The organism is Prosthecobacter sp. SYSU 5D2 (genome assembly GCF_039655865.1).
Classification (GTDB): Bacteria; Verrucomicrobiota; Verrucomicrobiia; order Verrucomicrobiales; family Verrucomicrobiaceae; genus Prosthecobacter.
In genome coordinates, this window is sequence record NZ_JBBYXL010000006.1 from 13213 (window position 1) to 38492 (window position 25280).

Consider the following 25280-nt stretch of genomic DNA (forward strand, 5'->3'; position numbering starts at 1 on the left):
AGTGGAAAAAGGAGGAAATTTTGTCATCCAGGCAAAGATGACAGCGCGGTTGCCCTGATGCCAGTCAGGGCTATACCGTAAAGGGATGCGCATCCTTATTGCCAGCGACAAATACAAAGGTTCCCTCACTGCCACACAGGTGGCCCAGACGATTGCAGGTGTTTTAAAAGAGGCCCTGCCGGAGGTGGAGTGTGACATGTGCCCCATCGCCGATGGTGGAGAAGGCACTGTGGAAGCGATGGTGACAGCGCTCAGCGGGGAATGGCAAACGGTCATGACCCAGGATGCTCAAGGGCGGTCGCTGGAGGCGGCTTATGGCTGGTGCGGCCAACAGGCAGTGATGGAGATGAGTGCTGCGAGCGGTCTGGCTCTGGTCAATGACCTGCCATTGATTCCGGCAACGGCCAGCACCTACGGCACAGGTGTGATGCTGAAGCAGGCGATGGCGCAAGGCGCACAACGAATCGTCATCGGCATCGGCGGCAGCGCTACCAACGACGGGGGGCTGGGCATGGCGGCGGCCTTAGGATACCGGTTTCTGGATGCAGAAGGGAAGGAAGTGCCGGCGGAGATGGGGCAGGTGATGAGGATGGTCAGGGTGGAGAGGGGGAAAAGTGCTCAGTCCTCGGTTCTCAGTGCGCAGAAAGAAGAGGTATCTCCCAGTGAAAAAAATGAGGACTGTGACCTCAGCACTGAGCACTCCATTTCTTGTCCTGTTCTCGTCGCCTGTGATGTGGACAATCCTTTGTTAGGTGAAAAAGGTGCCACCCGTGTTTATGGACCGCAGAAAGGGGTGACGGATGCGGCTTGGTTCGAAGAGCGCCTGGAACATCTGGCGGATCTGGTAGCAAGAGATTTGGGAGCTGACCCGCGCGATGTGCCCGGTGCAGGGGCTGCGGGCGGCCTGGGATGGGGGCTGATGGCTTTTTGCGGGGCCCGGCTGACCAATGGCTTTGACCTCATCGCAGAGCAGATAGGCCTTGAAGCACGGGTGGCAAGGGCGGATTTGGTCATCACCGGCGAGGGGCGGCTGGATGCGCAGACGCTGCATGGGAAGGGGCCGGTGGGCATAGCGCAAATGGCGCGCAGGCTGGGGAAAAAGGTGGCCGCTTTTGCGGGTGCCATTGATGAAAGTCCGGCGCTGAAGGCACATTTCGATTTCACCCGCGCGATCAAACCGGCTGAGCTGCCGCTGGCGGAGGCCATTGCACGGGCGGAGGAACTGCTGGCCGTTGCGGTCCTTGAAAGCACCGGGGACATCGTCCGCTTGCTGGGCAGATAGTGCAGTTTTCGGTTTTCAGTTTTCAGTTTTCAGCCACTGTCACCTCCCGCTTCTAAATACTGAAAACCGAATACTGAAAACCGATATCACGATGCCAAAACAAGCCGTCCTCCTCTTCGCCGGTCAGGGAGCCCAGAAAGTGGGCATGGGAAAAGATCTTGCCGAAGCCTATCCGGTGGTGCGCGAACTGCTGGAACAGGCCGATGCCGCCCTGGGTTATTCGCTGACGCAGGTGATGTTTGAAGGACCGATGGAGGAACTGACCAAAACGAGCCGCTGCCAGCCTGCCCTGTATGCCCATGGCCTGGCGTTGCTGGAGGTCCTGAAACTGAAAGTGCCGGACCTGGAGTTCACGGCCGCCGCCGGGCTTTCTTTGGGAGAATTCACCGCCCATGCTGCAGCGGGGACGTTTGATTTTGCCACCGGACTGAACCTGGTTTTCCAACGTGGCAGCTTCATGGAAGAAGCCTGCAACAGCACCCGTGGGGCCATGCTGGCAATGATTGGCGGAGAGGAAGCGGCCATCCGCGAGCTGGCGGCAGAATGTGATGTGGACGTGGCGAATTTAAACGCGCCGGGCCAGATCGTGCTGAGCGGCAGCGTCGAGGGCATTGAGGCGGCAGCGGCCAAATCGAAGGACAAAGGCATCAAGCGGGCCATTCCGCTGCCCGTGGCAGGGGCCTATCACAGCCGCCTGATGAAAAGCGCGCAGGACAGGCTGGCCAATGTGCTGGAAGCGGCGACGATTGTGAGTCCTGGCATACCCGTGGTCTGCAATTTTGAGGCGCGGACAGTGAACCGGCCTGAAGAAATCCGTACAACGCTGACCGCCCAGGTCACTGGCAGCGTGCGCTGGGTGGAGTCCATGCAGCACCTGATTGCTGAGGGGCATACGCTGTTCATTGAACTCGGGCCGGACGCCACCCTGGCGGGGCTGATGGGAAAAATTGACCGCAGTGTCAAGGTCATCTCCATCAAGGACATCGCCACGCTGGATGCCGCAGTGGCAGAACTGCTGGGGTAAATTTTGCACGTGGAAGGCACCACACAGACGAATAATAATCTGAACGACAAACGGCCAGTTTCGTCTATCGTTCTCTAACCCCATCCTGATATGCTTGAAATTTTTGAGAATCCCTTCAACACCTTTCTCATGGGCTTCGCCCTGGGTGTCGTCTTCTTGGTCATGGCTTATTTTAACCATTGGAAGACCAAAACGGAGTTCAAACGCTACAAATCCCACCTGAGTGACAAGCTGGAACTGGACGCCAAGCAGCTCCAGGATACGAACAAGGAGCGTGCGCGGCTGGCCCAGGAGAATGAGCATCTGCGGATCCAGGTGAACCGCCTGAATGAAAAGCCTGAAAACAAGCTGCAGCGTGAGCTGGAAGTGATGGCCCGCGCAGAGAAGCATATGCTGATCAATGCGCCCGGCTTTGCCCCCGCCTGGGAGATGGCCAAATCCCAGGCCCTGTCCCAAATGGAGACTGAGGAAAAAGGCATGTCCTTCCCACAAAAGATGTTCCGCAAGCTCATCGGCCCAGGTGGTAACGGCAGCAATGTCAGCTCCACCTTGCCGGAACACTCGATGAGCAACAATGGCAAATCCGGTTCCTCCGAGACTGCCACGACGACGACGGCAGCCTGATTCTTCTGGACGATTTTGAAAAAGCCCGTTGTTTCGCAACGGGCTTTTTTTATACGAGCGCGGTAGCGAGTCCCAGGAAAACGCCCATGCTGACCACATCGGTGGCGGTGGTCAGGAAAATGCTGGAGGCGGTGGCCGGGTCGGCCCCAAGCTTCCGCAGTGCCAGGGGGATCAAGGCTCCGCAGATGCCGCTAACCACACAGCTCATGACCATGGATAGCAGGACCACCGTGCCCAGCATGATGGCTGCAGGATTTCCCTGCATGTGGGCATAGAGAAACATGCCGAGGCCGGCGGTGATTCCGACCAGCAGACCATTCAGCAGCCCCAGAGTGCCTTCCTTGAGAACCAGCCGGCGTTCATCACCATCCTTCAGGTCACCCAGCGTCATGCCCCGCAGGGCGACGGCCAGGGCCTGACAGCCAGTGTTTCCCGACTGGCCTGCCAGCACGGGCAGGAAGGCGGCCAGAATGACGATCCGCTCCAGGGTGTGCTCAAAGTAACCGACGACGCCCGCAGCCAGGAAGGCCGTGACGAGATTGACCTGCAGCCATGGATGGCGGAATCGCAGACTGTGCAGGACGGGGGTGCTGAGGCGTTCTTCATCATTGACACCCATCATCGTTCCCGCCTGGGCGCTGATCTCGATGGCCCGGGCTTCAAAGAGGTTCTGGCCGCGCACAAGGCCGATGAGATGACCTTCCTCATCACACACAGGGTAAACTGGCAGATGGCGGTTGACGGTCTGCTTCATGGCCTCCGTCAGTTCCATCTCCGGCCGCAGGGCGAAAATGTTAGAGTACATGACCTCGGAGAGCAGGGCCTCAGGTTTTCCTAGCATGAGGTCACGAAAAACCAGCACGCCAATGAGCCGGTTGGAGTCGTCCGTCACATATCCATAAGTGATGAAGGCGCGTTTGGTCAGCTTGCGCAGGGCCTCGATGGTGCCGCCCACGGTCATGGAGGGGCGGAAGACGGCCACCGGCGGTTCCATGAGCCATCCAACGGAGTCCTCCGGATACTCACGGTTGCGCATCCACTGCCGGGCTTTCTCAATCGGGGCGGCGGCGATGATGGCGCAGCGGTGCTCATCCGTCATTTCGTGAAGCACCTGCTGAGCGACCATCGGATTGAGCGATTCCAGCACCCGCACTCCATCCTCAGCAGGCATGGTTTCCAGCAGATCGGCGGCATCGTACGGGGCGCGCTCACGCACATCTTCGAGGAGGTTGGCATCGTCTTCCAGGCTCATGCCAGGGCATTAAGCTCAGGATGATGCTCTGTCCATTCGCTGCATGAATGGAATGGTGAAAATCGCATTTAAATATCACAGTCGGAGCCGCGAGCGTTATAGAACCGGCTGGCAGTGCGGGTTATTTGCACACACTTCATTTTAACATGCGTATCTGGGATCTTCATTGTCACCTTAGCGGGGTCGCCGGCCTCACGCCGGAAGAGCGCATGGGTCAGCTCCTGGGTTATGCTGACCGTGTGGGCATTGAGCGTCTCTGCGTTTACATGGGCCTGAAGTGGTCCCAAGACCCGTCACCGGATGACCTGGTCAAACAGAATGACGAGGTGCTGCGGGCGCTGGCCAAGTACCCGGACCGCACTTTTGGATTTGTCTATCTGAGCGCGAAGCATATCCAGCGCAGCCTTGAAGAACTGGAGCGATGCGTGGCCAACGGACCGATGGTGGGCATCAAACTGTGGGTGGCGGGAAGGTGTGATACTCCGGAGATTGATCCCGTGATCGAGCGGGCGGCTGAACTGCAGGCCGTGATCTTTCAGCACACCTGGTTCAAGACGGGCGGCAATTATCCAGGAGAGTCCACGCCGGATGACATCGTGGCCCTGGCACGCCGTTTTCCGAATGTTCCCATCATCTGCGGCCATACTGGCGGAACCTGGGAGCTGGGAGTGCGTGCGATACGCGAACATAAAAACCTTTATGCGGATTTGGCTGGCAGCGATCCCACCGCCGGCATGACCGAGATGGCAGTGCGTGAACTGGGCGTGGAGCGGGTGATCTATGGCAGCGATGCCGGGGGGCGCAGCTTCGCCAGCCAGTTGGGAAAGGTGCATGGAGCGCAGATCAGTGAGGCGGACAAACAGCGGATCTTTTGCGACAATCTGCGGGAACTCATGCTGCCGATCTTGAAGCTTAAAGGCATACAGGCTTGAGCGTCTGTGCCTTTTGCAACGGGAGTAATGCCAGGTCCAAGGCGGCTCAGTATCACAAGAGGATGCATATGTATGTCATTATTGGCATGGATGCTGATTTATAACTGGGTGCCAAACCTGATTTTCGGATTTGGCCATACACCGCCTTCCCCCGTGGCTGATGAATCGAACAAACTGTATCCGTACTGCCATTCCATGCCTGTCCCTTTTGTGGACCAGCCTCATTCTCACAACTTCCTTGTCTGCCCAGACTTCGGTTTACTGGGACATCAATGGCGTCTCGGCTGGAGCGGGAGGCACTGTACTTGCTGGAGAGTGGAATGCCACCAATCCCTTTTGGAACACCAATGCTGACGGTGAGGCCGGTACACTGGCCGAATGGACGGCTGGTAACATTGCCATTTTCAGCGCAGGTGCAGATGCGACGGGCGAATACACGGTCGCTGTGACCGGCACCCAGGATATACGGGGCCTGACATTTCAGGAGGGCACGGTGACCCTGCAAGGAGGCGTTTTGAATCTCACAGGAGCCACCACCATCAACGTGGCAGAGACATTGTCAGCGACTCTGGATGGGATGAGCCTGACGGGAAATTTTGCCCTGACCAAAGAAGGCAAGGGAACGCTAAGACTGACAGGAGCGGCAACCAGCAGCCTTGCGGGAAACTTCCGCCTGGGCAGCGGCATGGTGGAGCTGGCCACGATGGGTGGTGCTGCTTTGGGGACGGGAGACATCCTGGTCGAATCCACAGCAGGGGCATCCAACAATGTGAATCCGGTGACGCTGAGGCTGATGGCGGCGGACCAGATCTCAGACACGGCACATGTCACGGTTCTGAGCCAGCAGTACCGGGCGGCTTTGTTTGATCTGAACGGATTTCAGGAGACAATCGGTGGCTTGACCGTGGTGGGAAGGACTGGCACCAACAACGTCGGGGTGAAGACTGGCGCAGGGGGCGTGCTGACGGTGGAAGGAGACATTTTTTTGCGTAATAACCGGGGCGGATCCACCGGCAACAATGTCCGGGATGTACTCATCACCGGCACGGGTACGCGATCTTCAGTACAGCCGGACAGCGGCATCCTGGACTTGGGGAACGCGGTAAGAACCATCACTGTCCAAAGCGAGGCGGCGACGCTTTATGGCGACGATGACGCGACAATTGAGACGACCATTCGCAATGGTGGGATCATCAAGGCAGGGGCCCAGAAGCTGATGCTGCTGGGGACGAACATTTATGAAGGTGGCACGACGATCAGCGAGGGCACTTTGCAGCTCGGCATCGGCGGGAACACGGGCTCCATCATTGGGGACGTGGTGAACAATGCGTTGCTGGCATTTAACCGGTCCAATGCGCATGCTTTTGCGGGGGACATCAGCGGAACGGGGGCCGTGAGCAAATTGGGAACTGGTGTGCTGACGCTGAGCGGGAGCAATGCCTATGCAGGGCTGACCTCGGTTTTAAACGGCAGCCTGGAAGTTCAGATGCTGGGCATGGCAGGCAGCCTGACGGGTACGAATGTGGGGACGCAGGCGGTGATTCATCTGGGCTCGGAGATGGCGAACGTGGGGTTGATTTATGCGGGTACGGGGGAGACGACGGACAAGGTGCTGCGGCTGACGGGCACGACGGGCAATGTGACGCTGAATGCCTCCGGCACCGGTGCGGTGGTGTTTCAGAGCGCGCTGGATGTGAGCGAGGCCGGGGACAAGACGCTGATCCTGACGGGTACGAACATGGATGCGAATACTCTTCTGGGCGGCATTACGGATGCCACGGCGGGCGGGGTGACGAGCCTGCTGAAAACGGGGGATGGTGTGTGGGCGCTGGGTGGGGTGAATACTTATACGGGAAGCACGACGGTGAATGGCGGCACTCTACGCCTGACCGGGGCGGGCAGCATCCCGCAGGAGGCACTGATTGTGCAGAACGGGACTTTTGACATCGCCGGGGATCTGGACCTGACTTTGACGGGAGATCCTGAACTGAAGATCGCAGCGGCGGAACTGATCTCCTATGGCCTGTTTTTCGGTGGCGGCAGTGCGGGGTCCGCAGGGACGGTGAACATGGCCGCCGGGCGGAGCCTGATCTTAGGCAGCCATGTGGCCTATACGGCGACGGGCAACAACCAGGGAGCCAACATCACAGGCGGAACGCTGAACATCGGCGATGTGGAGCGGTTCTTCGTGGTGAACAACAGCAGCAATGCGGAACCTGAGCTGACGGTCACCTCCATGGTTATTGGGGGAGCGGGGAGCCTGCTGACGAAAGGGGGAAATGGCACGCTGGCGCTGAACGGAGGCCTGGCGGTGGACGGGGTGCGGGTGAATACAGGCAGGCTGGACTTTGGCGGGGCGATGAATGTGATCCGCACCAGTTTGCAGGTGGGTTTTAACAACAACAGCACTGCGTATTATGCGACAGAGGGCGGGGAGCTTTTTGTGGGCAGCGGAAGTGCAGACACATTGGATGTGGGCGTGACAATCAATACGCAAACTTATGCTTATGCCACACCATCGGGCACGCTGGACCTGCGGGGCTCAGAATCGCTGACGGTGAATGTAGGCAGGGTGCGGGTGGGGGTGCATACGTCAGCCTCGGGTGCCGTTTTTAGTGTACCTGCGGATCCGTCACTGAACGGGCTGGCTTCACCTTCAGGAATGACTCCCAACTTGAATGCATTGTATCTGCCCACCAATAGCCAGATCACCGCCAGCACGCATTTTGTAGTGGGGGACGCGGCCTCGGCAAGCGTAGGCACGGGGGCAGACGCCCACCGGGTGGAATTCGGCGAAGGGGAAACCCTGCTCAAGACGCCGCTGATGTATATCGGCTGGCGCAAGGGCAGCGGCACCGGGACGATCCGCGAAGGCGGAACACTGACACTGCAAGGCGTGGCGGAGGGTGCCCGGACCACGCTGTATGTGGGCTACAATGCCGTAAATACCTCCGGTGCGACGACGAGCAGGCTGGATCTAAGCGAAGGGACCTTCATTGCGCAGCTCAACAGTGTGACGATCGGCTGGAAGAGCAGCGGATCCAGCGCGGCGGGTTCCTCGACGGGGAGTCTGATCCTGGGCAGCAGTGCCGACAATGCGGTGGACGTGTCCGGCAATGTGGTGGTGGGAAATCTGGGCGGGACCCAGGCTTCGCCCATCACGTCTTTTGGCCGGGGGACGCTGACTCTCGGCGGAGGCAGCTTCACGGTGGGGGGCAATGTGGAACTGGCCAAGATGACGTTGTCGAGCGGTGCGGTGACGAATGCCAATCTAAGCAGCGAGGGCACGCTGAACCTGACGGGCGGGACTTTTACCATCAATGGCAACCTCACCACGTCGGTGGATGCGCTGGCTCGTAATACGGCGACGGTGAACCTGGACGGTGGCACGCTGGACATGACGGACGGCAGCATCGGTGCAGCGGATGCACTGGTGGCTTTCAATGTTTATTCAGGCGGGCTGCGTGGGCTGGCGGAATACAATGGCGGAGCACCTTTGGTGAAGACGACGGAGGGGCTGCTGACGCTAGGAGGTCTGAACAGTTATACTGGAGGCACCGTGATCAATGGTGGCACGCTTGAAGTCCTGGCCAGTTCCAGGACAGGTCTGGGCAATACCACGGTGAACGGGGCAGGGGCCGTGCTGGCGGGTGAGGGTACTGTCTCCGCAAACGCGCTGCTGACGCTGGGCAGCATCCGCCCCGGTGAGAACGCGGGGCTGGGCAATGGCATGCTGACCTTTGCCAATGACCTGACGCTGAACGCCATACCGGGCAGCGGCTCCATTTTGCTACTGGGCATCACCGGAGCAACGGGCATCGCTGACCTAAGTGTGTATGAGGTGTCGCAGATTCCCAGTGTCTATGATTTCACGTCTTACAATATGGAGACACACAACTTGGGAGATCACGATCTGCTGCGGGTGCAGGGCACTCTGACCTGGAATGAAGGCACTCGTTTGGTCGTGGAGGATGAGGGGGTGGCCTATGAGTATGGACAGGTCTTTAATCTGCTGGACTGGACGGGGCTGCTGGGCGGCGGACCAAGCTTTTCCTCCCTGTCCAGTGATGGCGGGGTGGTGAATGATTACCTGACGCTGCCATCGCTGACGGGCACGGGGTTCTTTTGGGACTTGTCCCTGTTCGGCGACCACGGGGTGCTGGTGGTGGTGCCTGAGCCAGGACGGGCGGTCCTGCTGCTGTTGGGTATGGGACTGGTGGGGATGAGGCGCAGGCGGTGAGAGATCAGGATGGGGGCAGCCCCAGGCGGATGGGTCCATGAACGTGCATGGGATTTACATCCTGCCCCGCCTGGGTAACTCGAATCCTGCCCTGTACCTGAAGGCTGCGGGCGGCTTCGCGAATTTGAGGCATGAGTGGCCGCCAGTCAGATGGGGACATGTGGCGTGCCACTTCCGATGGACAGATCGTTTTGCCCATACCCCGGGCAGAGATGAGTGTCATGATAGCCTGGGCGATGTCTGCTCCAGAGTGCATCAAAGGGATGGAGAATTTTATTTGGGCCGTTTCATCTCGAACATGGCGGTGGTGCGGCAGTACCAGCCGGGGGCTTGCATGCGGCCGATGGGGGCGTAGTTGCCGGGTTTGACGAGCCAGGTTTCAGGATCGAAGATGCCGTCGCGGACGTGGATACGGAGCACTTCACCAATGATGAGACGGTTGTCGCCTATTTCGATGATGCTGTGGCTGCGGCACTCCAGGCTGGCGGGAGATTCGGCGATACGCGGTGGTTTGACGCTGGTAGAGGGCAGGGGGGTCAGACCGGCGTGAAGAAGTTCGTTTTCTCCTGGGGGCAATGAGGCGGCGCAGAGGTTCATTTTTTCCGCAATGGCTTCGTCCACAAGATTGATGACGAATTCATGGGTGAGACGGATGTTGCGGGCGGTGTCTTTGGGGATGCCGGGGGAGCGGTCGCCCGGGCAGAGACCGACGATGGGCGGGCTGTCGCCGAGGACGTTGAAGAAGCTGAAGGGGGCGGCGTTGACGCGGCCATCAGGGTCCAGCGTGGTGGTGAGGGCGATGGGGCGGGGCGTGACGAGACCGCTGAGGATGATGTAGGCATCGTCGCGGAGGGGGCCGGTGAGGTCGAGTTCCATAATGAGTTTGGCACAGGATGGCGCTTCTGCCGGCGGGCACAAGAAGCTTGCGGTTGCGGACGGATGCGAAGTTGCTTTTTTGCCGTCGCTTCATAACGCTGTGGCCAGCGGTAAAGGTAATTGACTGATTGATGCTGGATCCTGTACAACTTCTGAGCGCGTATTGCGACGGTGCCTTCCCGATGGGGGAGGAGGGGGGCTGCATCTCCTGGTTCAGGCCGCCTTACCGGGGGATTTTGCCGATCCAGGAGTTTCATCTGCCGGCGCGCTTTGAGCGCTATCTGCGGGAGCACCCATTTGAGGTGCGCTGGAACACGGCGTTTGGGGATGTGATGAGGGGCTGCGCGGACCGTGAGCAGACGTGGATTACAGATGTGATTTTGGACAGCTACCAGGAGCTGCACCGTCTGGGCTTTGCGCACAGTGCGGAGGTGTGGCGGGAGGGGCGGCTGGTGGGCGGGGTCTATGGGGTGGCGATCGGAGGAGCGTTTTTTGGGGAGAGCATGTTCAGCCGGGAGACGCAGGCCTCGAAGGTGGCGCTGACACATTTGCAATGGCGGCTGAAAGAGCGCGGGTTCATTGTCCATGACACCCAGTGGACGACGCCGCATCTGGCGATGTTTGGCGGACATGAGATCCCGTCGATTCAGTATCTGGAGTTGTTGCACCGGGCGATCCGGCTGCCAGTGACCTTTGATGACCGCCAAAGGGGAGCGCAGATGATGTTTAGGTAGTGTGGCGGGGACGGCGCAAAATGGGCTGATTTGAGGACAATTGACAGGGAGGGAAATCTCCTGGCCGGGACGAGCGTATGGAGTATGGGTGGTGTTTCATCCCCCCTCCGGCATCCCCTGGCTATTCCATGTCCATACTCCGCTCCATCGCTCTGATTTCCCTTTTGCCTGCGACCGCTCCGGCTGCTGAGGCCCTGGCCACTCGTGGACAGGATACGTATGAGAAAAAAATCCGGCCGATGCTGGAGCAATACTGCTTTGACTGTCATGCAGACGGCATGGACAAGGGGGACTTCACCTTTGACAAGCATACGGATTACAAGCTCCTGCGCAGAGATATGAAATTCTGGGACCATGTGCGGCAGCAGATCGTGACGCATGTGATGCCGCCGGAAAAGAAGGACAAACCAAGCCTGGAGCAGCGGGATGAAATGGTGGCCTGGATTGATGATGCGATCTTCTGGTTCGACCCGAACAAGCCGGATCCTGGTCATGTGACCTACCGGCGCTTGAACCGCACAGAGTATAACAACACGGTGCGTGATCTGCTGTGGGTGGACAGCCGCCCGGCGCGGGAATTTCCGCCGGATGACACCGGGTATGGCTATGACAACATTGGCGATGTGCTGAGCCTGTCTCCCATGCTGATGGAAAAGTATCTGCGGGCCTCCCGCGCGGTGGCGGATACGGCGATGGACACGGCCACCCCCGGACATGCGGATGTGGAAATTACCGGGCGCAAATTTTACAAGCAGAAAGGCGAGACCAAGGATGACGGCAACCGGCGCTGGTTCTTCGCGAATGCCGAGGTCTCCCAGAAATTCTATGCACCTGCGGATGGCACCTATACGGTGACGCTACATGTGGCGGCCACGCAGGCAGGCGGAGAACCGGCGAAGGTCGGCGTGAAGATAAACGGCAAGGACGAGTCCACGTTTGAGGTGACCGAGAAATGGAAGGCGGAGAAGCCTGAGTTCCAGGCGATTACGCACACGCTAAAGCTAAAAACGGGCGAGACGAAACTGACAGTAGGCTTCCTGAATGATCTGAGTGATGAGAAAACTCCGGATGCATCCAAGGGCGACCGCAATGTGGTGCTGGAAAAGGTGGTGGTGAAGGGGCCGCACAGCCTGCTGGCACCCAAGGGGAGCCGTTTTTTACGCTGGCTGCTGGACAACAAGCCGGCAGGACTGCCGGCGATCCAGTGGACGGGCGAAGACCTGGAAAGTGGTCAGGGCAATGCCAGCAAGGACACAGGCGGAATCCTGCTGGCCAGCAAAGGGTATGTGAAACATCCGGTGCAGATCACAACGGCAGGCAAGTACCGTATCACGGTGAAGGCAGGTGCCCAGCAGGCCGGGGATGAACCTGCCAAGTTTGATGTGCGCATCGCGGGCAATACGGTGGGAGCTTTCTCGGTGACGGCTAAGAACCAGACACCGCAGTCGTTTACCCTGGATGCGCAGCTTCCTGCAGGCAGCCATGAAATGCAGATCTGGTTTCTGAATGATTATTATGAGCCGGAGACAAAGGCGGACCGCAATCTGTGGGTGCATCAGGTGAAGCTGGAAGGGCCGACAGACAAAGGGGGGGCGGTTCATGCGAGTGCGGTGCCGGGGATGGTGGAAAGAATGGGCACCCGGCTTTTCCGCCGTCCTGTCACGGCGGATGAAAAGGCCAAGTGGCAGGGCTTTGCGGAGCTTGCCATGAAGGAAGGAGAAAAGCCGTTAGGGGCATTGCGCTTTGTGCTTGAAGGCATGCTTGTCTCCCCGGCTTTCCTGTTCCGGGGTGATCCACAGCCGGTGGGCGAGGTGGCAGACGGCAGTGCTTTGATTGACGAGTACAGCCTGGCCAGCCGCCTGTCCTATTTCCTCTGGTCGGCACCGCCGGATGAGCAGTTGCTTGGGCTCGCCTCCAAAGGGGAACTGCGCAAGAATCTGGCGGCGGAAATGAAACGGATGATCGCCGATGGCAAGGCCTCGGCGATGACGGATGATTTTGCAGGCCAGTGGCTGCAACTTCGTGACATGGACATCATCTCCCGGGATACACGGATGTTTCCGGAATGGAAGAGCGGCATCAGCTTCAGCATGAAAAGGGAAAGCCAGATGTTCTTTGCCCACATCCTGAAGGAGAACCGCAGTGTGATCGAGTTTTTGGACTCGGACTATACCTTTGCCGACAAGAAACTGGCTGACTGGTATGGCATCCCGAATTTCAAGGGCTCCAATTTTCAAAAGGTGTCGCTGAAAGGGACACCCCGTGGCGGAATACTTACGCAGGGAAGTGTGCTGGCCATCACCTCCGGCCAGACGCGGACCTCGCCGGTGAAGCGGGGGCAGTATCTGCTGGAAAACATCCTGGGCACGCCCCCGCCCCCCGCGCCGGGCGGGGTGCCGCCTTTGGATGAAAGCAAGGTGAGGAAGTCCAAGATGACGCTGCGGGAGCAGTTCGCTCAACACCGTGAGCACACCTCCTGTGCAGGCTGCCACGCCTTTCTAGACCCGATGGGTTTTGCCTTTGAGCATTACGACGCCATCGGCCGCTATCGTGAGACGGAAAAGGGCCTGCCGATTGATGCCGCAGGCACCCTCGTGCGAGGACAGGCCTTCAAGGACATGACGGAGCTGAGAAAGATCCTGGCCCGTGACATGACCGAGGATTTTACCCGGAACCTGGCTGAAAATCTCCTGACCTTTGCCCTGGGGCGCGGCCTGGAGCACAGTGACAAGCCCGCAGTGAAGGAAGTGGTGCGGCGCACAAAAGAGGCGGAATTTCGGTTTCAGGACATGATCCTGGCGGTGATTGAGAGCGTTCCCTTCCAGAAGATGCGTGTGGGCGCTGAAGCTGAGTGACCATTGCACGCAGCGATGACCACCGCTAACCTGCCGCCGCCCAGGGGTCTGTCTTCTCCCTGAGCCAATCCCCCCTCATGTCAGATACTGCACCATCATCAAATCAAGGCCGTTGGATCCGTGCCGCCCTGGTCATCTTCCCGGCAGGCACGGTTGTTCTGGGTATCGCTTCCTTCGGATTCTGGTGGGTAAAAAAGGTCAAGGTGGAGGAACGTGGCTACAAGTATGCCCTGGCACTGCGTCGTGACCTGAATGAAGCCGGACTGCAGCGTCACATGGATATCCTGCGGGATGTCATGAACCAGCCGGATGCCCAGAAAATCCCGGCGGTGGCCGCCTATCTGGAATCCAGCATGGGTGCGGAAAACATGGGCTATGTGGTGCGCCGGGTACGATTTCAAAAGGACGATATCGAGATGGCCAATGTGGACGTTGAACTGACTGGGAAAAAACGTCCGCGGGAAGTCGTGCTGCTGCTGGTGCCGTATGGTGACCCTGCCCGAGTGGAGGCGGAAGGACGTGCGATCTCCATGCTGGTGTCACTTGCCCATGCCATCACCGGAGAGACCGGGACCGCCACACTCCGCATGGCGGTGGTACCCTATGGACATGATCCTGAAAGTCTCGCCCGGCTGATGGCTGCCGCACGCGGTCGGGAAGAGCGGTTCATGCAGGTGCTTGTCGGCGGTGGAGTTTCTGAGGAGACTCTGGCTGCACTGAAAAAGGGTTTTCGCGTGGCGGAAACCGGCACGGTGCTCACGTCTCTTCCTGACACCGTGGACACGCAGACGACTTTGTCCTCAGCGCAGGCTTTGAAGGCCCGTCTGTTGAAAGCAGTGGAGTGAGCCGGGGCTCCTTCCGTTCCTTTGACAGACTGCGCCTGCTCCTTATTTGATGGCAGAGTAGAATGATTCCGTCTGGCCTTCATGCGGAACGACCTCAATGAGAACCGGGCCGTCCGGCAGATCTTCCAGCTCATCGGGATGCGTGATTTTGAGATAGTTAAGCCCCCACATTTCTGCCCAGGGGGCAAAGGTGACCCGGTGATGATTTTCGATGACGTGGCGTGCGTGGCGGGAAAGGTGGCGCAAGGAGGCAACCCGTGAAAAGATCTTGCCACCACCGTTGTTAATGATGACCAGACGCCGGTTGCCTTGAGGTAGCTGGGGCATGATCCAAGGGGCGGAGAGATCATACAGCGCGCTCAGATCCCCGACGATGAGCCAGGTCTCACGCACGATGGCACTGATGCCTAGCCAGGTAGAGATGATGCCGTCAATGCCATTGGCTCCGCGGTTGGCAAAGAACTCAACGCCGGGCTGGATGAAGCTGACACCAAGATTGAATTCACGGATGGGCAGGCTGTTACCCAGAAACACCCTGGCACTGGCGGGGATGTGCATGGCCAGCTCCCGCATCCATCCAGGCTCGGAAAAGGCATAATCGCTAAGGAGGGCCTGAATATCCGGTGCTCCGGTTGCCACGCTGGCAGGCGGGAGCTGGTATTTGCCCAGATTGGTCAGAGCGGACCAAGGGATGGTCTGAACATTTTCAGTTCTGGCGAGACCTGGAAAAGGGAGCCGTGAAATATTCAGGATATGGATATCCGGTTTTGATTCCAAATCCCGCCACCAGCGTGCGGTGGGCACTCCGCCGATGCGGATGATCTGCCGCGCATTGAGCGCATTGAAGTGGGATTCAGCGGCGATGTGAAGCAGATGTTCCAGCTTGGGCCGGTCAGGCCATTTTCCCCAAAGGTTTGAAGTGGCCTCCGCCAAAACGGGCAGGCCCATCTTGGCAAGGACAGGCGCGGCGGCATTCGCTTCCTGCTGGCTCATGCCGGAGGCAAGGACGGCTGTGGGCTCACCGATCAAGTTGAAGCTGGGCGGTGCAGGCGGTTTAGGCGGGGGCGGGCCGTGGTGAGCCAGAAAATCAATGCCGGTGAGGTTGGTTTCCAACGGTTCATCCAGACAGATGTTGATGTGGAAAGGACGTGGGCCGATGCGGGTGGGCCAGGAAAGGCTGATGCCGACCTCAACATCCAGGCAGGCGCTGACGTAAGGGCCAAAAAGGTCTTTTTGCTCAATGGCCTGGGGGGCGCCGGTACCGCGAAAACGGCGGGGACGGTCTGCCGTGATGAGGACAAGCGGCAGCCCCTGATAATGGGCCTCAATGGTGGCAGGCAGCAGTTCCGCAGCGGCAGTGCCGGAAGTGGTCAGTACCGCGACCGGGGCGCGATCTGCCTGAATACGGCCCAGAGCGAAGAAGGCGGCACTGCGTTCCTCAAAAAAGTTCCAGATTTTGACGCCTTCACTCTCGATCAGTGCCGAAATGATGGGGGCATTGCGGGCGCCTGCAGCTACACAGACCTCCGAGACGCCCATACGTGCCAGGGCGGTCAGCAGAGAACGGATGATCAGTGTATTCATGGCGTGCAGGACCTATAAACCCAGCATCGTGACCACGGATTCGCGCTTGAGCCGCAATTCCCGCCATTCATGATCAAAGGCGCTGCCACCAACGATGCCGCAGCCGGAGGGCAGTTGGGCTTCTGAACCTTTCCAGCTCAGGCCGCGGATGGCCACGACCATGTGGCAAACAGATGCCGGTCCAGGCTCGATGAACCCGAAAGGGGCACCGAAGAACCCGGGTACATTTAGCTGGTTGCGGTATTCCCGCAGGCGTGCCAGCCAGTGTTCCTCACGCGGCAGGCACCCCACGGCCGGGGTCGGATGGATCTCGCGGACCAGGGCACCCGGTTCAATGGGCTGGTTGAGGGTCACCTGTAAATTGGTTTGAAAATGCAGCAGGCTTGAGGCGTGGCAAAGGCCCCGTGCGTCCCTTTTTACCTGGCCGAGGCTGCTCAGGCGTTCCGTCAGATAGCGAACGACGATTTCGTGCTCGTCAATTTCTTTCACATCGCTCAAGAAAGAGGCTTGGTCCCCAGGTTTGGCGGTGCCGGCCAGGGCCATGGTTTCCACCTTCGTTCCCTGGCTGCGGAAGAGCAGCTCAGGGCTGGCCCCCAAATAGCCCTGTCCTTGTTGCACCCAGCCGTAACCCCAGGTATTGGCCGGGGCGGACATGACGCGCTCCAAGAGGCGCACGGGATCGCCGTCAGTGATGGTGCCCCGTTCTGTCAGCACCGGGACCATTTTTTCCAATCGCTTGGACAAAACTTCCCGGCGGATGCGGCGGAAGGCCATCTTGAACCATTCGGTGGCAGGCTTGGCCCACTGGATGTGCGGAAGCTGCGCCCCGTTCCACCCGGCACCCTGGGCAAGGGAATCAGCAGCCACCTCAAGAAGCCTGGCGGGCTTCTTCCAGGGAAGGGGATCTGTAAGGTCAAAGTCGTTGATATAAAAAACGCCACCATCTGCCGGGGCCTCCGCAAATGCTTCGAAGGGTCCCTGGCCGATCCACGCCCGTCCGTCGGGCAACCTGAAAAGTGCAATATCCGTCATGTTCATCTTATAGTGAAACGCATGGACCAAGGTGCAAGGGGCGAGGATTTCGCTTTTCGGATTTCTGAAACCGCGTTTACATGGAGATATGCGACTGACACACTTTGCCCTGGCCCTTACCATCATCCTTCTTGCCATCACCGGCTACCTGGCCTGGGAAGGGCAGCAGGAGATCAAAGGGCTGAAAAAGGAGATGGATTTTGAGCGCAAACAGAGGCAGGCGAACGAAACGGCCAATCCAAGCCAGGAGTCCATGGTGCCGCTGCCGACCATCCCGGCATCCTCCATCACCCCGCCGCCTACTCCTGGCACCATCGCCGCAGCCCCCGCATTGGAAACTGAGGCAGAAGAAATCATGGCCGGGGCAGGCTCTCTTCCCGGGGGGGGGCTGACTGTCCCAAGATCTGTCATTGAGGCTGAAAGCAAGGGCATCTCCACAAATACGCTGACTCCGCTGCAGAAACAGGTGCTGGCTGCCCCTGCGGTGGCCACGGTAAAAACAGTGGTCCGTGAGCAGGGTTTTATCATTATTGATGCAGGGTCGGCCAAAGGACTGGTCAAGGGCCAGAAGTTCGAGGTGCGCCGCGCCAATGCCATCCTGGCCAGAGTGACCCTGACCGACGCCATCGAGGAAAATGAGGCGGTGGCTGATCTGGATTTTTCATCCATTCCCGCCGGAGTGAATCTTGAGCCTGGTGATGAACTCATTGCCCCGGTGGCACGCTGATGGCCCGCATCCGACTTGATCTTGCCCTGGTCCAACGAGGGCTGGTGCCCTCCCGTGAGCAGGCCAAGCGCCTCATCATGGCCGGGGAGGTGCTGCTGGATGAAACCGTCATCAGCAAACCGGGCTGGCTCATCCGGCAGGATGCTGTCCTGCGGGTCAGGGAGCAGCAGCGCTTCGTCAGCCGTGGCGGTTTCAAACTGGAAGGAGCTCTCGACCACTTTGGTATCCAGGTGGCAGGATTCACCGCCATGGATGTGGGGGCTTCCACCGGCGGTTTTACAGACTGCCTGCTCCAGAAAGGGGCCGTAAAGGTCTATGCTTTTGACGTGGGCACCAACCAGATGGTCTGGAAGCTCCGCAACGATCCACGGGTGATTTGCCGGGAGAATTTTAATGTGCGCCATTTGGTTGCGACTGACATTCCTGAGGCGGTGGACTTGATAGTCGCCGATGTCTCTTTCATTTCACTGACCCTGGTACTGCCCGGAGCCCTGTCCGTCCTAAAGCCTGGCGGACAGGCGCTGGTATTGGTCAAACCTCAGTTCGAACTTAGCCGGGAGGAAATCGGCAAGGGCGGCATTGTGCGTGAGCCGGAACTTCATACGAAAGCCTGTCTGCGCATCCAGGCATTCGTCGAGAACCGCCCTGAGCTGGAATGGCGCGGTCTGGTGGAATCCTCCATTCAGGGCACGGATGGAAATCGGGAGTATCTGGCGTGGTTTGTTAGGCGTGTTTAAGTGCAGATTGCAGGATTCGAACACAAAAAGCCTGATTGAAGGCACATCTGCGAGCGAGGTTGGAGGCCTGGGTGGCCTTTATACTGCTGAGAGGGAATGAAAGCCCTACGCCCCCGCGTCATGATCAACCTTCTGAGTGCCTTCAAAAGGCATATTTCTTCTTCTTTGGCTGCCAGTGTAGTGCTTGGTTCAGTCAGCATTTCCGTAAGTGCCGCGAACTTGTCCTGGGAGGCTGACGGAAGTCCTGGCGAGCGGTCTGGAGGGACTGGCGTGTGGGATGCGACCCTCCTGCGGTGGAATGAGGGCGGGGTGATGAAAGCCTGGGACAACAGGCTGTCTGATATCGCTGTGTTTGACGGGCAGGCCGGGACGGTCAGCCTGGGGGCAGCGATCAGTGCTGGCGGTCTTGTTTTCAATACCTCTGGTTATACGATTTCAGGCGGTGGTCAGGCGCTGACCCTTTTTGGCAGGATGCCGACGGTTGCAGTGACCAATGCCAGTGAGTCCGCAGCACTGAATGCCAATGTGATCCTGGGCGGTGATGTGTTGTTTAGCGGTGCGGGTGATTTGACACTGGACGGCACGCTTTCCGTTGCACCTGGATTGGTGGGCATCGTGAATCTGACAAAAACGGGTGCAGGGACGCTGACGCTGGAGGGAAATAACAGCGCTGCTGCCATCGCCATGACAGTCACCCAGGGTACCTTGAGCATCCAGGACGGTGTCAGCTTGGGCAGCGCAAGGCTGACTCTAAACGGTGGCATTCTGGAGGGCACCGCAAGCACAATGATCACCAACGGGATTAATTTAGGCGGCGCGGGCGGCACCTTCCGGGTTTCTGAAAATCAGACTCTGGGTGTCTCCACCGCATTCATTCGCGGGCATGGCGGGCTGACCAAAACGGGTGATGGAACCCTTCTCATCAGCATTGCCTCCACTTACCTCGGCACGACAAACATTCTGCAGGGAACCCTGAGTGGCGGGGTGGCTTCCTTTTTGCCAGCGACGACGCAACTTACTGTAGCGGCCGGCGCAACATTGAACCTGAACGGCTTTGCCACCACCGTAGCTTCACTCAGCGGCGAGGGGATGATAACGAATACTGGAGCCAGCGCAGCCCTGACTTTGGGCAATGTGCTGGGGGTTCAGAATACGACGTTTTCAGGCAGCTTTAATGGGACTGCAACACTGGTAAAAACAGGTGGCGGTATGTTGAGCATTACCTCTGCCACGCCGGGGACAGCCTCGGGTGCCTGGACGCTGGGGGCAGGGACGGTCAATGTGGATTTTGCCACCAATAGGACTTCGACGGCCAATATTTTGACCTCTCGTTCCATGAGTTTCACCGGGGGGACTTTGATGATCACCGGGCGCAGCGGGGCGGCCGTCAGCCAGGCGCTGGGAAATGTGACCTTGGGAGCCCGTGGAGGGCAGATCGTGTTGGTGGACGGTGGCGGCGGGGGCAGCACGGTATTGACCCTGGGCACGCTCGCCCATCCGACTACAGCCGGGGCTTCCTTGCTAGTCCAAGCACCCGCCAATACCCAGGTGACCACTACGACCGCTGGCAACGGGGGATCTGGCATTTTTGGCGGACGGTTCATTTTCACCAATGGCAGTGGTTTTGACTGGGCGACGAATACTGGTGCAGGAACGCCACTGATTGGCTACACGGGTTATGTTCCGCTGGATGTATCGGCAGGGACGGATACGGCCAATTCGGCATTGACCGGCAGTGCGGTGCTGGCAGGGAGCCGCAGCACGGGAACTTTGAAACTGATCACAAGCGGGGCCGGTCAATCGCTGGATCTCAATGGGCATCAGTTATCATTGAGTGGCGGCGGGCTGCTCTTTACCGGGACGGTGGATTACTCGCTGACGGGTGGTTCTCTTGCCAGCACCACGGCAACGAATTCTGATCTGGTCATCCATCAATACGGAACGGGGACGCTGTCGTTGAATACCACGATTATGAATGGAGTTGGAGCTTCCACATTGACCAAAGCAGGTCCAGGAACGCTGGTCTTGGGAGCGGCGAACAGCTTTTCCGGCGGCATCTGGATCAATGGAGGCGTCTTGAGCGTAAGTGCCCTTGACCAACTGGGAGCTGCTGCAGCACCAACAGTGATCACCATCAATGACGGAGCCACCTTCCGCACGACGGCTGACCTGACCATCCCCGCCAGCGGAAATGGCCAGCATACTTTCAGTTTTCCAGGAGGGAACGCCACCTTTGACATCGCTCCATCCACGACCCTGACAATCAATAGTGCCACGACGGGCATGCTTTCGGGCGCAGGTGGCCTGACTCTTAGCAATACGGGCACCCTGGTGCTGAACAATACGACCACGCACAGCGGACCGACAATCATCGGCGCAGGAGCAACCCTGCGGGGCGGGGTGGCTCTGTTTTTAAATTCCAGTGCGGGCGGGGGAGTGATTGTCGCTACGGGCGGAACCCTGGACTTGAACAATTTCTCCGCTGTCACCGGAGGCATTTCCGGCACAGGCACCATTACCAATTCGGGGGGGACAAACACGTCTCTGACCATTGGCAGCAGTTCGGTCACGGCCACGACGGCATTGAATACTGTCTTTTCGGGGACTTTGACGGGGGCGCTGAGCATCAGCAAAAATGGCAGCGGCACGCTCACTCTGAACACGGTGGCCACCTATACCGGGACGACTTCCATCGCGAATGGCGGGATCATTGCTGGAATGGACAATGCCCTCCCTGGGGGAAATGTGTCGCTGGGGAATTTTGCCGGTCCGGCGGTGGCGTTTTTGGATTTGAACGGACATAACTGGACGTCCGGTGGCATTACTTTTTATGGAACTTCCAGCGGTGCAGCCACCCAGGCCAGCCTGAATATTGGAGAAGGGGGCGTGCTGACGCTTGGGGGCACATTGGCATTGACGCCGAATTCCATACTCGTCAGCGGTGCCCAGCCTGCCTTTGTGACGGGCGGCACGCTCCAACTGTCTGCCACTCGGACTTTCGCGATCGGGGACAGCATCAATGCGGCGGCTGATCTGACCATTACGTCGGACATCACGGCAAGTGGTGCGTTTGGGATGACCAAGACGCTGAATGGCACTTTGCTGCTGACTGGCAACGTGACTTTGGGCGGGACATTGACCGCAGCAGCAGGTGTGCTGGATATCCGGGGCGTAGTGGATACCGGTACAGCCGCCTCCACGGTCGGCTCGGCCACGCCAGGGATGCTGCGCCTGTCATCTGGTGCCGGGTATTCGACGGCGACAATGGCCATAGGCACGACGGCTGCCTATGCGGGTTCTTTGGTGGTTCAAGGAGCTGATCTCACGCTGACGACCGCCACCACAAGTGCGGGAATAGCTTTTGGAACTTCTGGTTACGGTGGCATCTTTCTTTCAGAGGGCTCGATTTTACTCAACCGTCTGGAAGCGGGCAATGGCACACTCCCCACCTCGGTGGGGGTAGTGCAAATGACGGGCGGGACTTTGACAAGCCGGGAGTACGTCATCATGCGCAGCCGCCGCTGGGAAATGACCATGACGGGCGGAGCCTGGAATCATAGCCCTGCCACGGCCAATATTTCCCTGGCTTTCCAGGGGCTGAGCGAGGGGTTGGGTGCGATGACCATCGCTGGAGGAGAGGTAAATGCTGCTGGCCGCAGCATCGCCTTTGGCCAGAACAATACGGCTGCGGCCCAGGCGACCGGAATCCTTAATTTGAATGGAGGCACGGTGCTGACTAACAGCATTTTGCATTTCAGGTCGGCTGACTCCAATACCACTTCTTATGTGAATTTTAACGGCGGAGTTCTCAGGGCGGCAGTCAACAATGCCAATTTTATCGGGTATTCGGGCACGGGAGGGGCGGGCACTTTGACCGCGTATCTTAACGGGCCTTTTGGAGGATATGCCGGAGGTGCGGTGTTTGATACAAACGGTTTTAACTCCACCGTGGTGGTGGACCTGAATGCCCCAAGCGGCCAGGGGGTGACCAGCATTCCTCTCACCAGTGGCGGCAGTGGTTACATTGGAGCGCCTTTTGTGGAAATCAGTGGAGGCGGAGGGCGCGGGGCGACGGCATCCGCCGTGGTGGACCTGGATCCGCTGAGCCCGACCTACGGGCAGGTGGTAAGCATCTTCATCACAAATCCCGGCGTGGATTATACCTCTGCGCCAACGGTGACATTGATTGGCGGCAGCGGCACGGGTGCCACCACGGGGGCGGTAAGCACGGCTGACAATGTCTCAGGCGGACTCACCAAGACCGGCAATGGGATCCTGACCCTGAACGGGATCAACAGCTACGGCGGAGCTACTGTGGTGAATGGTGGAACGCTGACTTTTGGGGCCGTGGCCAACACCCTCAACGGCGGCATCTTTGTCAATGAGGGTCTGCTCATGGGCGGTGCGAATAACAACACCTTCGGCCTGGACACGAATGTGATCACACTGGGGGCTACGAGTGGCAATGCAGATGCCACGGTTGGCATCACTCATGACGGGGGGACGATCCGGCAGCCGGTGGTGGTCAGGGGTGGCAATACGGGGGTGTCCACCCTCTTGCTGGGTGTGGGGATATCCGGCACGACCTGGGAGGGAGCGATCACGCTGAACAACCATGATCTCACGATTGAAAAAACAGGCAGCACCTCCACCACCAGCACCCTGACCGGCGGCATTACAGGAACAGGCAATGTGACGCTGAACAACACTGCCTCCACAGGTCCCATCAACATCTCTGGCAGCATCATCAATCATGCAGGCACCCTGGTGCACACAGGGACTTCGACAGGTGCGACGACAATTACCGCCGTCATTGGGCCAAATGTGACCAGTGTGGTGCAAGACAGCCCGATGACACGCTTGATTCTGGGTTCGATCATTCAGAACAGTGGAACAGCCCATACCTGGCAGGGAACGCTGGTCATCAAAGCAGGCACCGTGACAGGAGGTTCCAATAACAACACCTTCGGTGCAGATACCAACCAGATCATCCTTGGGGATAGCACAGGTAATCAAGATGTGACGCTGGGAATCACCCACAACAGCGGCAGTTCATCCATCAAGCAGCCTATTCTCGTCCAGGGCGGCAATACGGGGATTGCCACGCTGCTTCTAAGCGTGGGGTCATCCACCACTTTTTGGGACAGTGCCATCACCTTGGACAACCATGACCTGACGATTGGCAGAACGGGTGGCACCGCCTCAACGGCCACGCTGCGTGGCGGGATCTCCGGCACCGGTAATCTGCTGCTGAGGAACACCACCAACCAGGGGCTTATGACCTTCTCTGTGGCGGCGATCAATCCTGTGGGATCCATCACTCACACAAGCACTTCCATTGGTGCCACGACGATCAGCGCCGTGATTGGAAGCAATGTGACCACGGTCACTCAAAACACTGCATCTACACTATTGCTGCTCTCAGGAACGGGGGCGAACACCTATGGTGGTATCACCTCCGTTCTGGCCGGAAGCATGCATCTGAACAAGACGGCGGGCGTGACGGCAGTTCCGGGTAACATCAATCTGGGGGGCGGCAGCACGGCGGCAGAACTGAGGTTGTTGAACAACAACCAGATCGCAGATTCGAGCATCATTACCCTGAGTGGCAGCGGCAGTGTGGCGGGTGTCTTTTCGCTCAACAACCGCAGTGAAACCATCGGGGGCCTGAGCAGCACCGCGGGGGAAGGGTTTGTGCAAAATGAGTCTGGCATTGAAGGGGTGAGCACGCTGACGGTGAACGTGAGCGCCGGGAGCCAGAGCTTTGGCGGTATCCTCCGGGATGGCAACGGCTTGGACATAGATGGCACATTGTCCTTCTTTAAAACGGGAGCTGGCACCCAGGTTCTGGCCGGTCTCAATTCTTATACGGGTACCACTCTTGTGAGCGAGGGTGTCCTGCAAGTGGGTGTCAGTGGACAGGGGCGGACAGGAACCGGGGCCGTCACAGTGGCCGATGGTGGCATGCTATCCGGGACAGGTATTGTTCAAGGTTCTTCATTCACCGCAGGGTCGGGTGCCGTGATCAATGCCGGTGATGGCATTGCCTCAGGCAACTACGGAACACTGACTTTCCAACCCTCGGCCGGAAGCGGTGCGCTGGCATTTGAAGCGGGCAGCACCATTATTCTGGATATCCAGGCTGGCGGCACTTCGGACCTGCTCAATTTTGTTGGCACCGGCAGCACCACGTTGACTTTTGCCGGAAATTTGACCGTTGCTGCGGACTCCTTTGTTCCTGTCCAGGAGGAGATTTTCAATCTGTTCGACTGGTCGGGACTTGTCTCTGCCCCCATCTTTGCCAATCATTACAGCTATAGCGGGCCTCTGTTCGGCAATGGCGATGAGGCACCAGGCTTAAATCTGCCGAACATTTTCGGCAGCGGCTATGCCTGGGACATCACCAACCTGACAAACCATGGCAGCATCGCCCTGATTAATATCATCCCGGAGCCGTCGCGGGCTCTGTTTATGGCTATGGGAGTGATGGTATTGCTGGGAAGGCGCAGACGTTAATCCAAGCCCTTTTGACCTCA

The 25280-nt window shown here is 58.7% G+C and carries 16 protein-coding genes; 11 read left to right on the forward strand and 5 right to left on the reverse strand.

Going from position 1 to position 25280, the window contains the following annotated elements:
• Positions 1-85: 85 nt before the first annotated feature.
• From WJU23_RS11055 to WJU23_RS11065, 3 genes are all read left to right on the forward strand, one after another.
• Positions 86-1282 (forward strand): glycerate kinase, encoded by a 1197-nt coding sequence (locus tag WJU23_RS11055; RefSeq protein ID WP_346332625.1) that lies wholly within the window; start codon positions 86-88, stop codon positions 1280-1282.
• Between the two features lie 91 nt (positions 1283-1373).
• Entirely contained in the window at positions 1374-2306 is a 933-nt protein-coding gene (fabD, locus tag WJU23_RS11060) for an ACP S-malonyltransferase (protein ID WP_346332626.1), read from the forward strand.
• A 90-nt stretch (positions 2307-2396) separates the two neighbouring features.
• Complete coding sequence (locus tag WJU23_RS11065; RefSeq protein WP_346332627.1) at positions 2397-2930, forward strand: hypothetical protein; 534 nt, start codon at positions 2397-2399, stop codon at positions 2928-2930.
• A gap of 49 nt (positions 2931-2979) precedes the next feature.
• On the opposite strand, the gene WJU23_RS11070 is transcribed toward WJU23_RS11065, so the two are convergent.
• Positions 2980-4182 carry a magnesium transporter gene (locus tag WJU23_RS11070; RefSeq protein ID WP_346332628.1) on the reverse strand — a complete coding sequence of 401 codons (1203 nt, stop codon included), beginning with the start codon at positions 4180-4182 and terminating at the stop codon, positions 2980-2982.
• A 146-nt stretch (positions 4183-4328) separates the two neighbouring features.
• Here WJU23_RS11070 and WJU23_RS11075 point away from each other — a divergent pair, with 146 nt between their 5' ends.
• Both WJU23_RS11075 and WJU23_RS11080 read left to right on the forward strand, forming a co-directional pair.
• Entirely contained in the window at positions 4329-5114 is a 786-nt protein-coding gene (locus WJU23_RS11075) for an amidohydrolase family protein (RefSeq protein WP_346332629.1), read from the forward strand.
• Between the two features lie 238 nt (positions 5115-5352).
• Positions 5353-9354, forward strand: a complete 4002-nt coding sequence (locus WJU23_RS11080; protein ID WP_346332630.1) for an autotransporter-associated beta strand repeat-containing protein — start codon at positions 5353-5355, stop codon at positions 9352-9354.
• Between the two features lie 4 nt (positions 9355-9358).
• Here the strand turns inward: WJU23_RS11080 and WJU23_RS11085 are convergent, their stop codons facing one another.
• A complete protein-coding gene (locus WJU23_RS11085; RefSeq protein WP_346332631.1) occupies positions 9359-9610 on the reverse strand; it encodes a DUF3253 domain-containing protein in 252 nt (83 codons plus the stop codon).
• Between the two features lie 17 nt (positions 9611-9627).
• Positions 9628-10230 carry a flavin reductase family protein gene (locus tag WJU23_RS11090; RefSeq protein ID WP_346332632.1) on the reverse strand — a complete coding sequence of 201 codons (603 nt, stop codon included), beginning with the start codon at positions 10228-10230 and terminating at the stop codon, positions 9628-9630.
• A 131-nt stretch (positions 10231-10361) separates the two neighbouring features.
• On the opposite strand from WJU23_RS11090, the gene aat reads away from it, so the two are divergent.
• The 3 genes from aat (at position 10362) to WJU23_RS11105 (ending at position 14664) form a co-directional block, all read left to right on the forward strand.
• On the forward strand, positions 10362-10964 hold the full coding sequence (gene aat / locus WJU23_RS11095; RefSeq protein WP_346332633.1) for a leucyl/phenylalanyl-tRNA--protein transferase: 603 nt from the start codon (positions 10362-10364) through the stop codon (positions 10962-10964).
• 128 nt (positions 10965-11092) lie between these two features.
• Positions 11093-13819 (forward strand): DUF1592 domain-containing protein, encoded by a 2727-nt coding sequence (locus tag WJU23_RS11100; RefSeq protein ID WP_346332634.1) that lies wholly within the window; start codon positions 11093-11095, stop codon positions 13817-13819.
• A 77-nt stretch (positions 13820-13896) separates the two neighbouring features.
• The gene (locus WJU23_RS11105) at positions 13897-14664 is read left to right on the forward strand and encodes a hypothetical protein (RefSeq protein ID WP_346332635.1); all 768 of its coding nucleotides are present in this window, start codon (positions 13897-13899) and stop codon (positions 14662-14664) included.
• A gap of 42 nt (positions 14665-14706) precedes the next feature.
• Here WJU23_RS11105 and menD read toward each other — a convergent pair whose 3' ends face one another.
• Together menD and WJU23_RS11115 are read right to left on the reverse strand one after the other, a co-directional pair.
• Positions 14707-16248, reverse strand: a complete 1542-nt coding sequence (menD, locus tag WJU23_RS11110) for a 2-succinyl-5-enolpyruvyl-6-hydroxy-3-cyclohexene-1-carboxylic-acid synthase (protein WP_346332636.1) — start codon at positions 16246-16248, stop codon at positions 14707-14709.
• Between the two features lie 12 nt (positions 16249-16260).
• Positions 16261-17280: a chorismate-binding protein gene (locus WJU23_RS11115; protein ID WP_346332637.1), complete on the reverse strand. Its 1020-nt coding sequence runs from the start codon at positions 17278-17280 to the stop codon at positions 16261-16263.
• 88 nt (positions 17281-17368) lie between these two features.
• Here WJU23_RS11115 and WJU23_RS11120 point away from each other — a divergent pair, with 88 nt between their 5' ends.
• The 3 genes from WJU23_RS11120 to WJU23_RS11130 all read left to right on the forward strand — a co-directional run bounded on the left by WJU23_RS11120 (position 17369) and on the right by WJU23_RS11130 (position 25260).
• Positions 17369-18007 (forward strand): hypothetical protein, encoded by a 639-nt coding sequence (locus tag WJU23_RS11120; protein WP_346332638.1) that lies wholly within the window; start codon positions 17369-17371, stop codon positions 18005-18007.
• The gene (locus WJU23_RS11125; RefSeq protein ID WP_346332639.1) at positions 18007-18744 is read left to right on the forward strand and encodes a TlyA family RNA methyltransferase; all 738 of its coding nucleotides are present in this window, start codon (positions 18007-18009) and stop codon (positions 18742-18744) included. Before WJU23_RS11120 ends, WJU23_RS11125 begins: the two co-directional genes overlap by 1 nt.
• A gap of 219 nt (positions 18745-18963) precedes the next feature.
• The gene (locus WJU23_RS11130; RefSeq protein ID WP_346332640.1) at positions 18964-25260 is read left to right on the forward strand and encodes an autotransporter-associated beta strand repeat-containing protein; all 6297 of its coding nucleotides are present in this window, start codon (positions 18964-18966) and stop codon (positions 25258-25260) included.
• The last annotated feature ends 20 nt before the right edge of the window (positions 25261-25280 follow it).

What these genes read in the sequence shown, in the direction of transcription:
- WJU23_RS11055 (WP_346332625.1), top strand. Translation starts at nt 86, where the DNA reads ATGCGCATCCTTATTGCCAGCGACAAATACAAAGGTTCCCTCACTGCC.
- fabD (WP_346332626.1), top strand. Translation starts at nt 1,374, where the DNA reads ATGCCAAAACAAGCCGTCCTCCTCTTCGCCGGTCAGGGAGCCCAGAAA.
- WJU23_RS11065 (WP_346332627.1), top strand. Translation starts at nt 2,397, where the DNA reads ATGCTTGAAATTTTTGAGAATCCCTTCAACACCTTTCTCATGGGCTTC.
- WJU23_RS11070 (WP_346332628.1), bottom strand. Translation starts at nt 4,182, where the DNA reads ATGAGCCTGGAAGACGATGCCAACCTCCTCGAAGATGTGCGTGAGCGC.
- WJU23_RS11075 (WP_346332629.1), top strand. Translation starts at nt 4,329, where the DNA reads ATGCGTATCTGGGATCTTCATTGTCACCTTAGCGGGGTCGCCGGCCTC.
- WJU23_RS11085 (WP_346332631.1), bottom strand. Translation starts at nt 9,610, where the DNA reads ATGCACTCTGGAGCAGACATCGCCCAGGCTATCATGACACTCATCTCT.
- WJU23_RS11090 (WP_346332632.1), bottom strand. Translation starts at nt 10,230, where the DNA reads ATGGAACTCGACCTCACCGGCCCCCTCCGCGACGATGCCTACATCATC.
- aat (WP_346332633.1), top strand. Translation starts at nt 10,362, where the DNA reads ATGCTGGATCCTGTACAACTTCTGAGCGCGTATTGCGACGGTGCCTTC.
- WJU23_RS11100 (WP_346332634.1), top strand. Translation starts at nt 11,093, where the DNA reads ATGTCCATACTCCGCTCCATCGCTCTGATTTCCCTTTTGCCTGCGACC.
- WJU23_RS11105 (WP_346332635.1), top strand. Translation starts at nt 13,897, where the DNA reads ATGTCAGATACTGCACCATCATCAAATCAAGGCCGTTGGATCCGTGCC.
- menD (WP_346332636.1), bottom strand. Translation starts at nt 16,248, where the DNA reads ATGAATACACTGATCATCCGTTCTCTGCTGACCGCCCTGGCACGTATG.
- WJU23_RS11115 (WP_346332637.1), bottom strand. Translation starts at nt 17,280, where the DNA reads ATGACGGATATTGCACTTTTCAGGTTGCCCGACGGACGGGCGTGGATC.
- WJU23_RS11120 (WP_346332638.1), top strand. Translation starts at nt 17,369, where the DNA reads ATGCGACTGACACACTTTGCCCTGGCCCTTACCATCATCCTTCTTGCC.
- WJU23_RS11125 (WP_346332639.1), top strand. Translation starts at nt 18,007, where the DNA reads ATGGCCCGCATCCGACTTGATCTTGCCCTGGTCCAACGAGGGCTGGTG.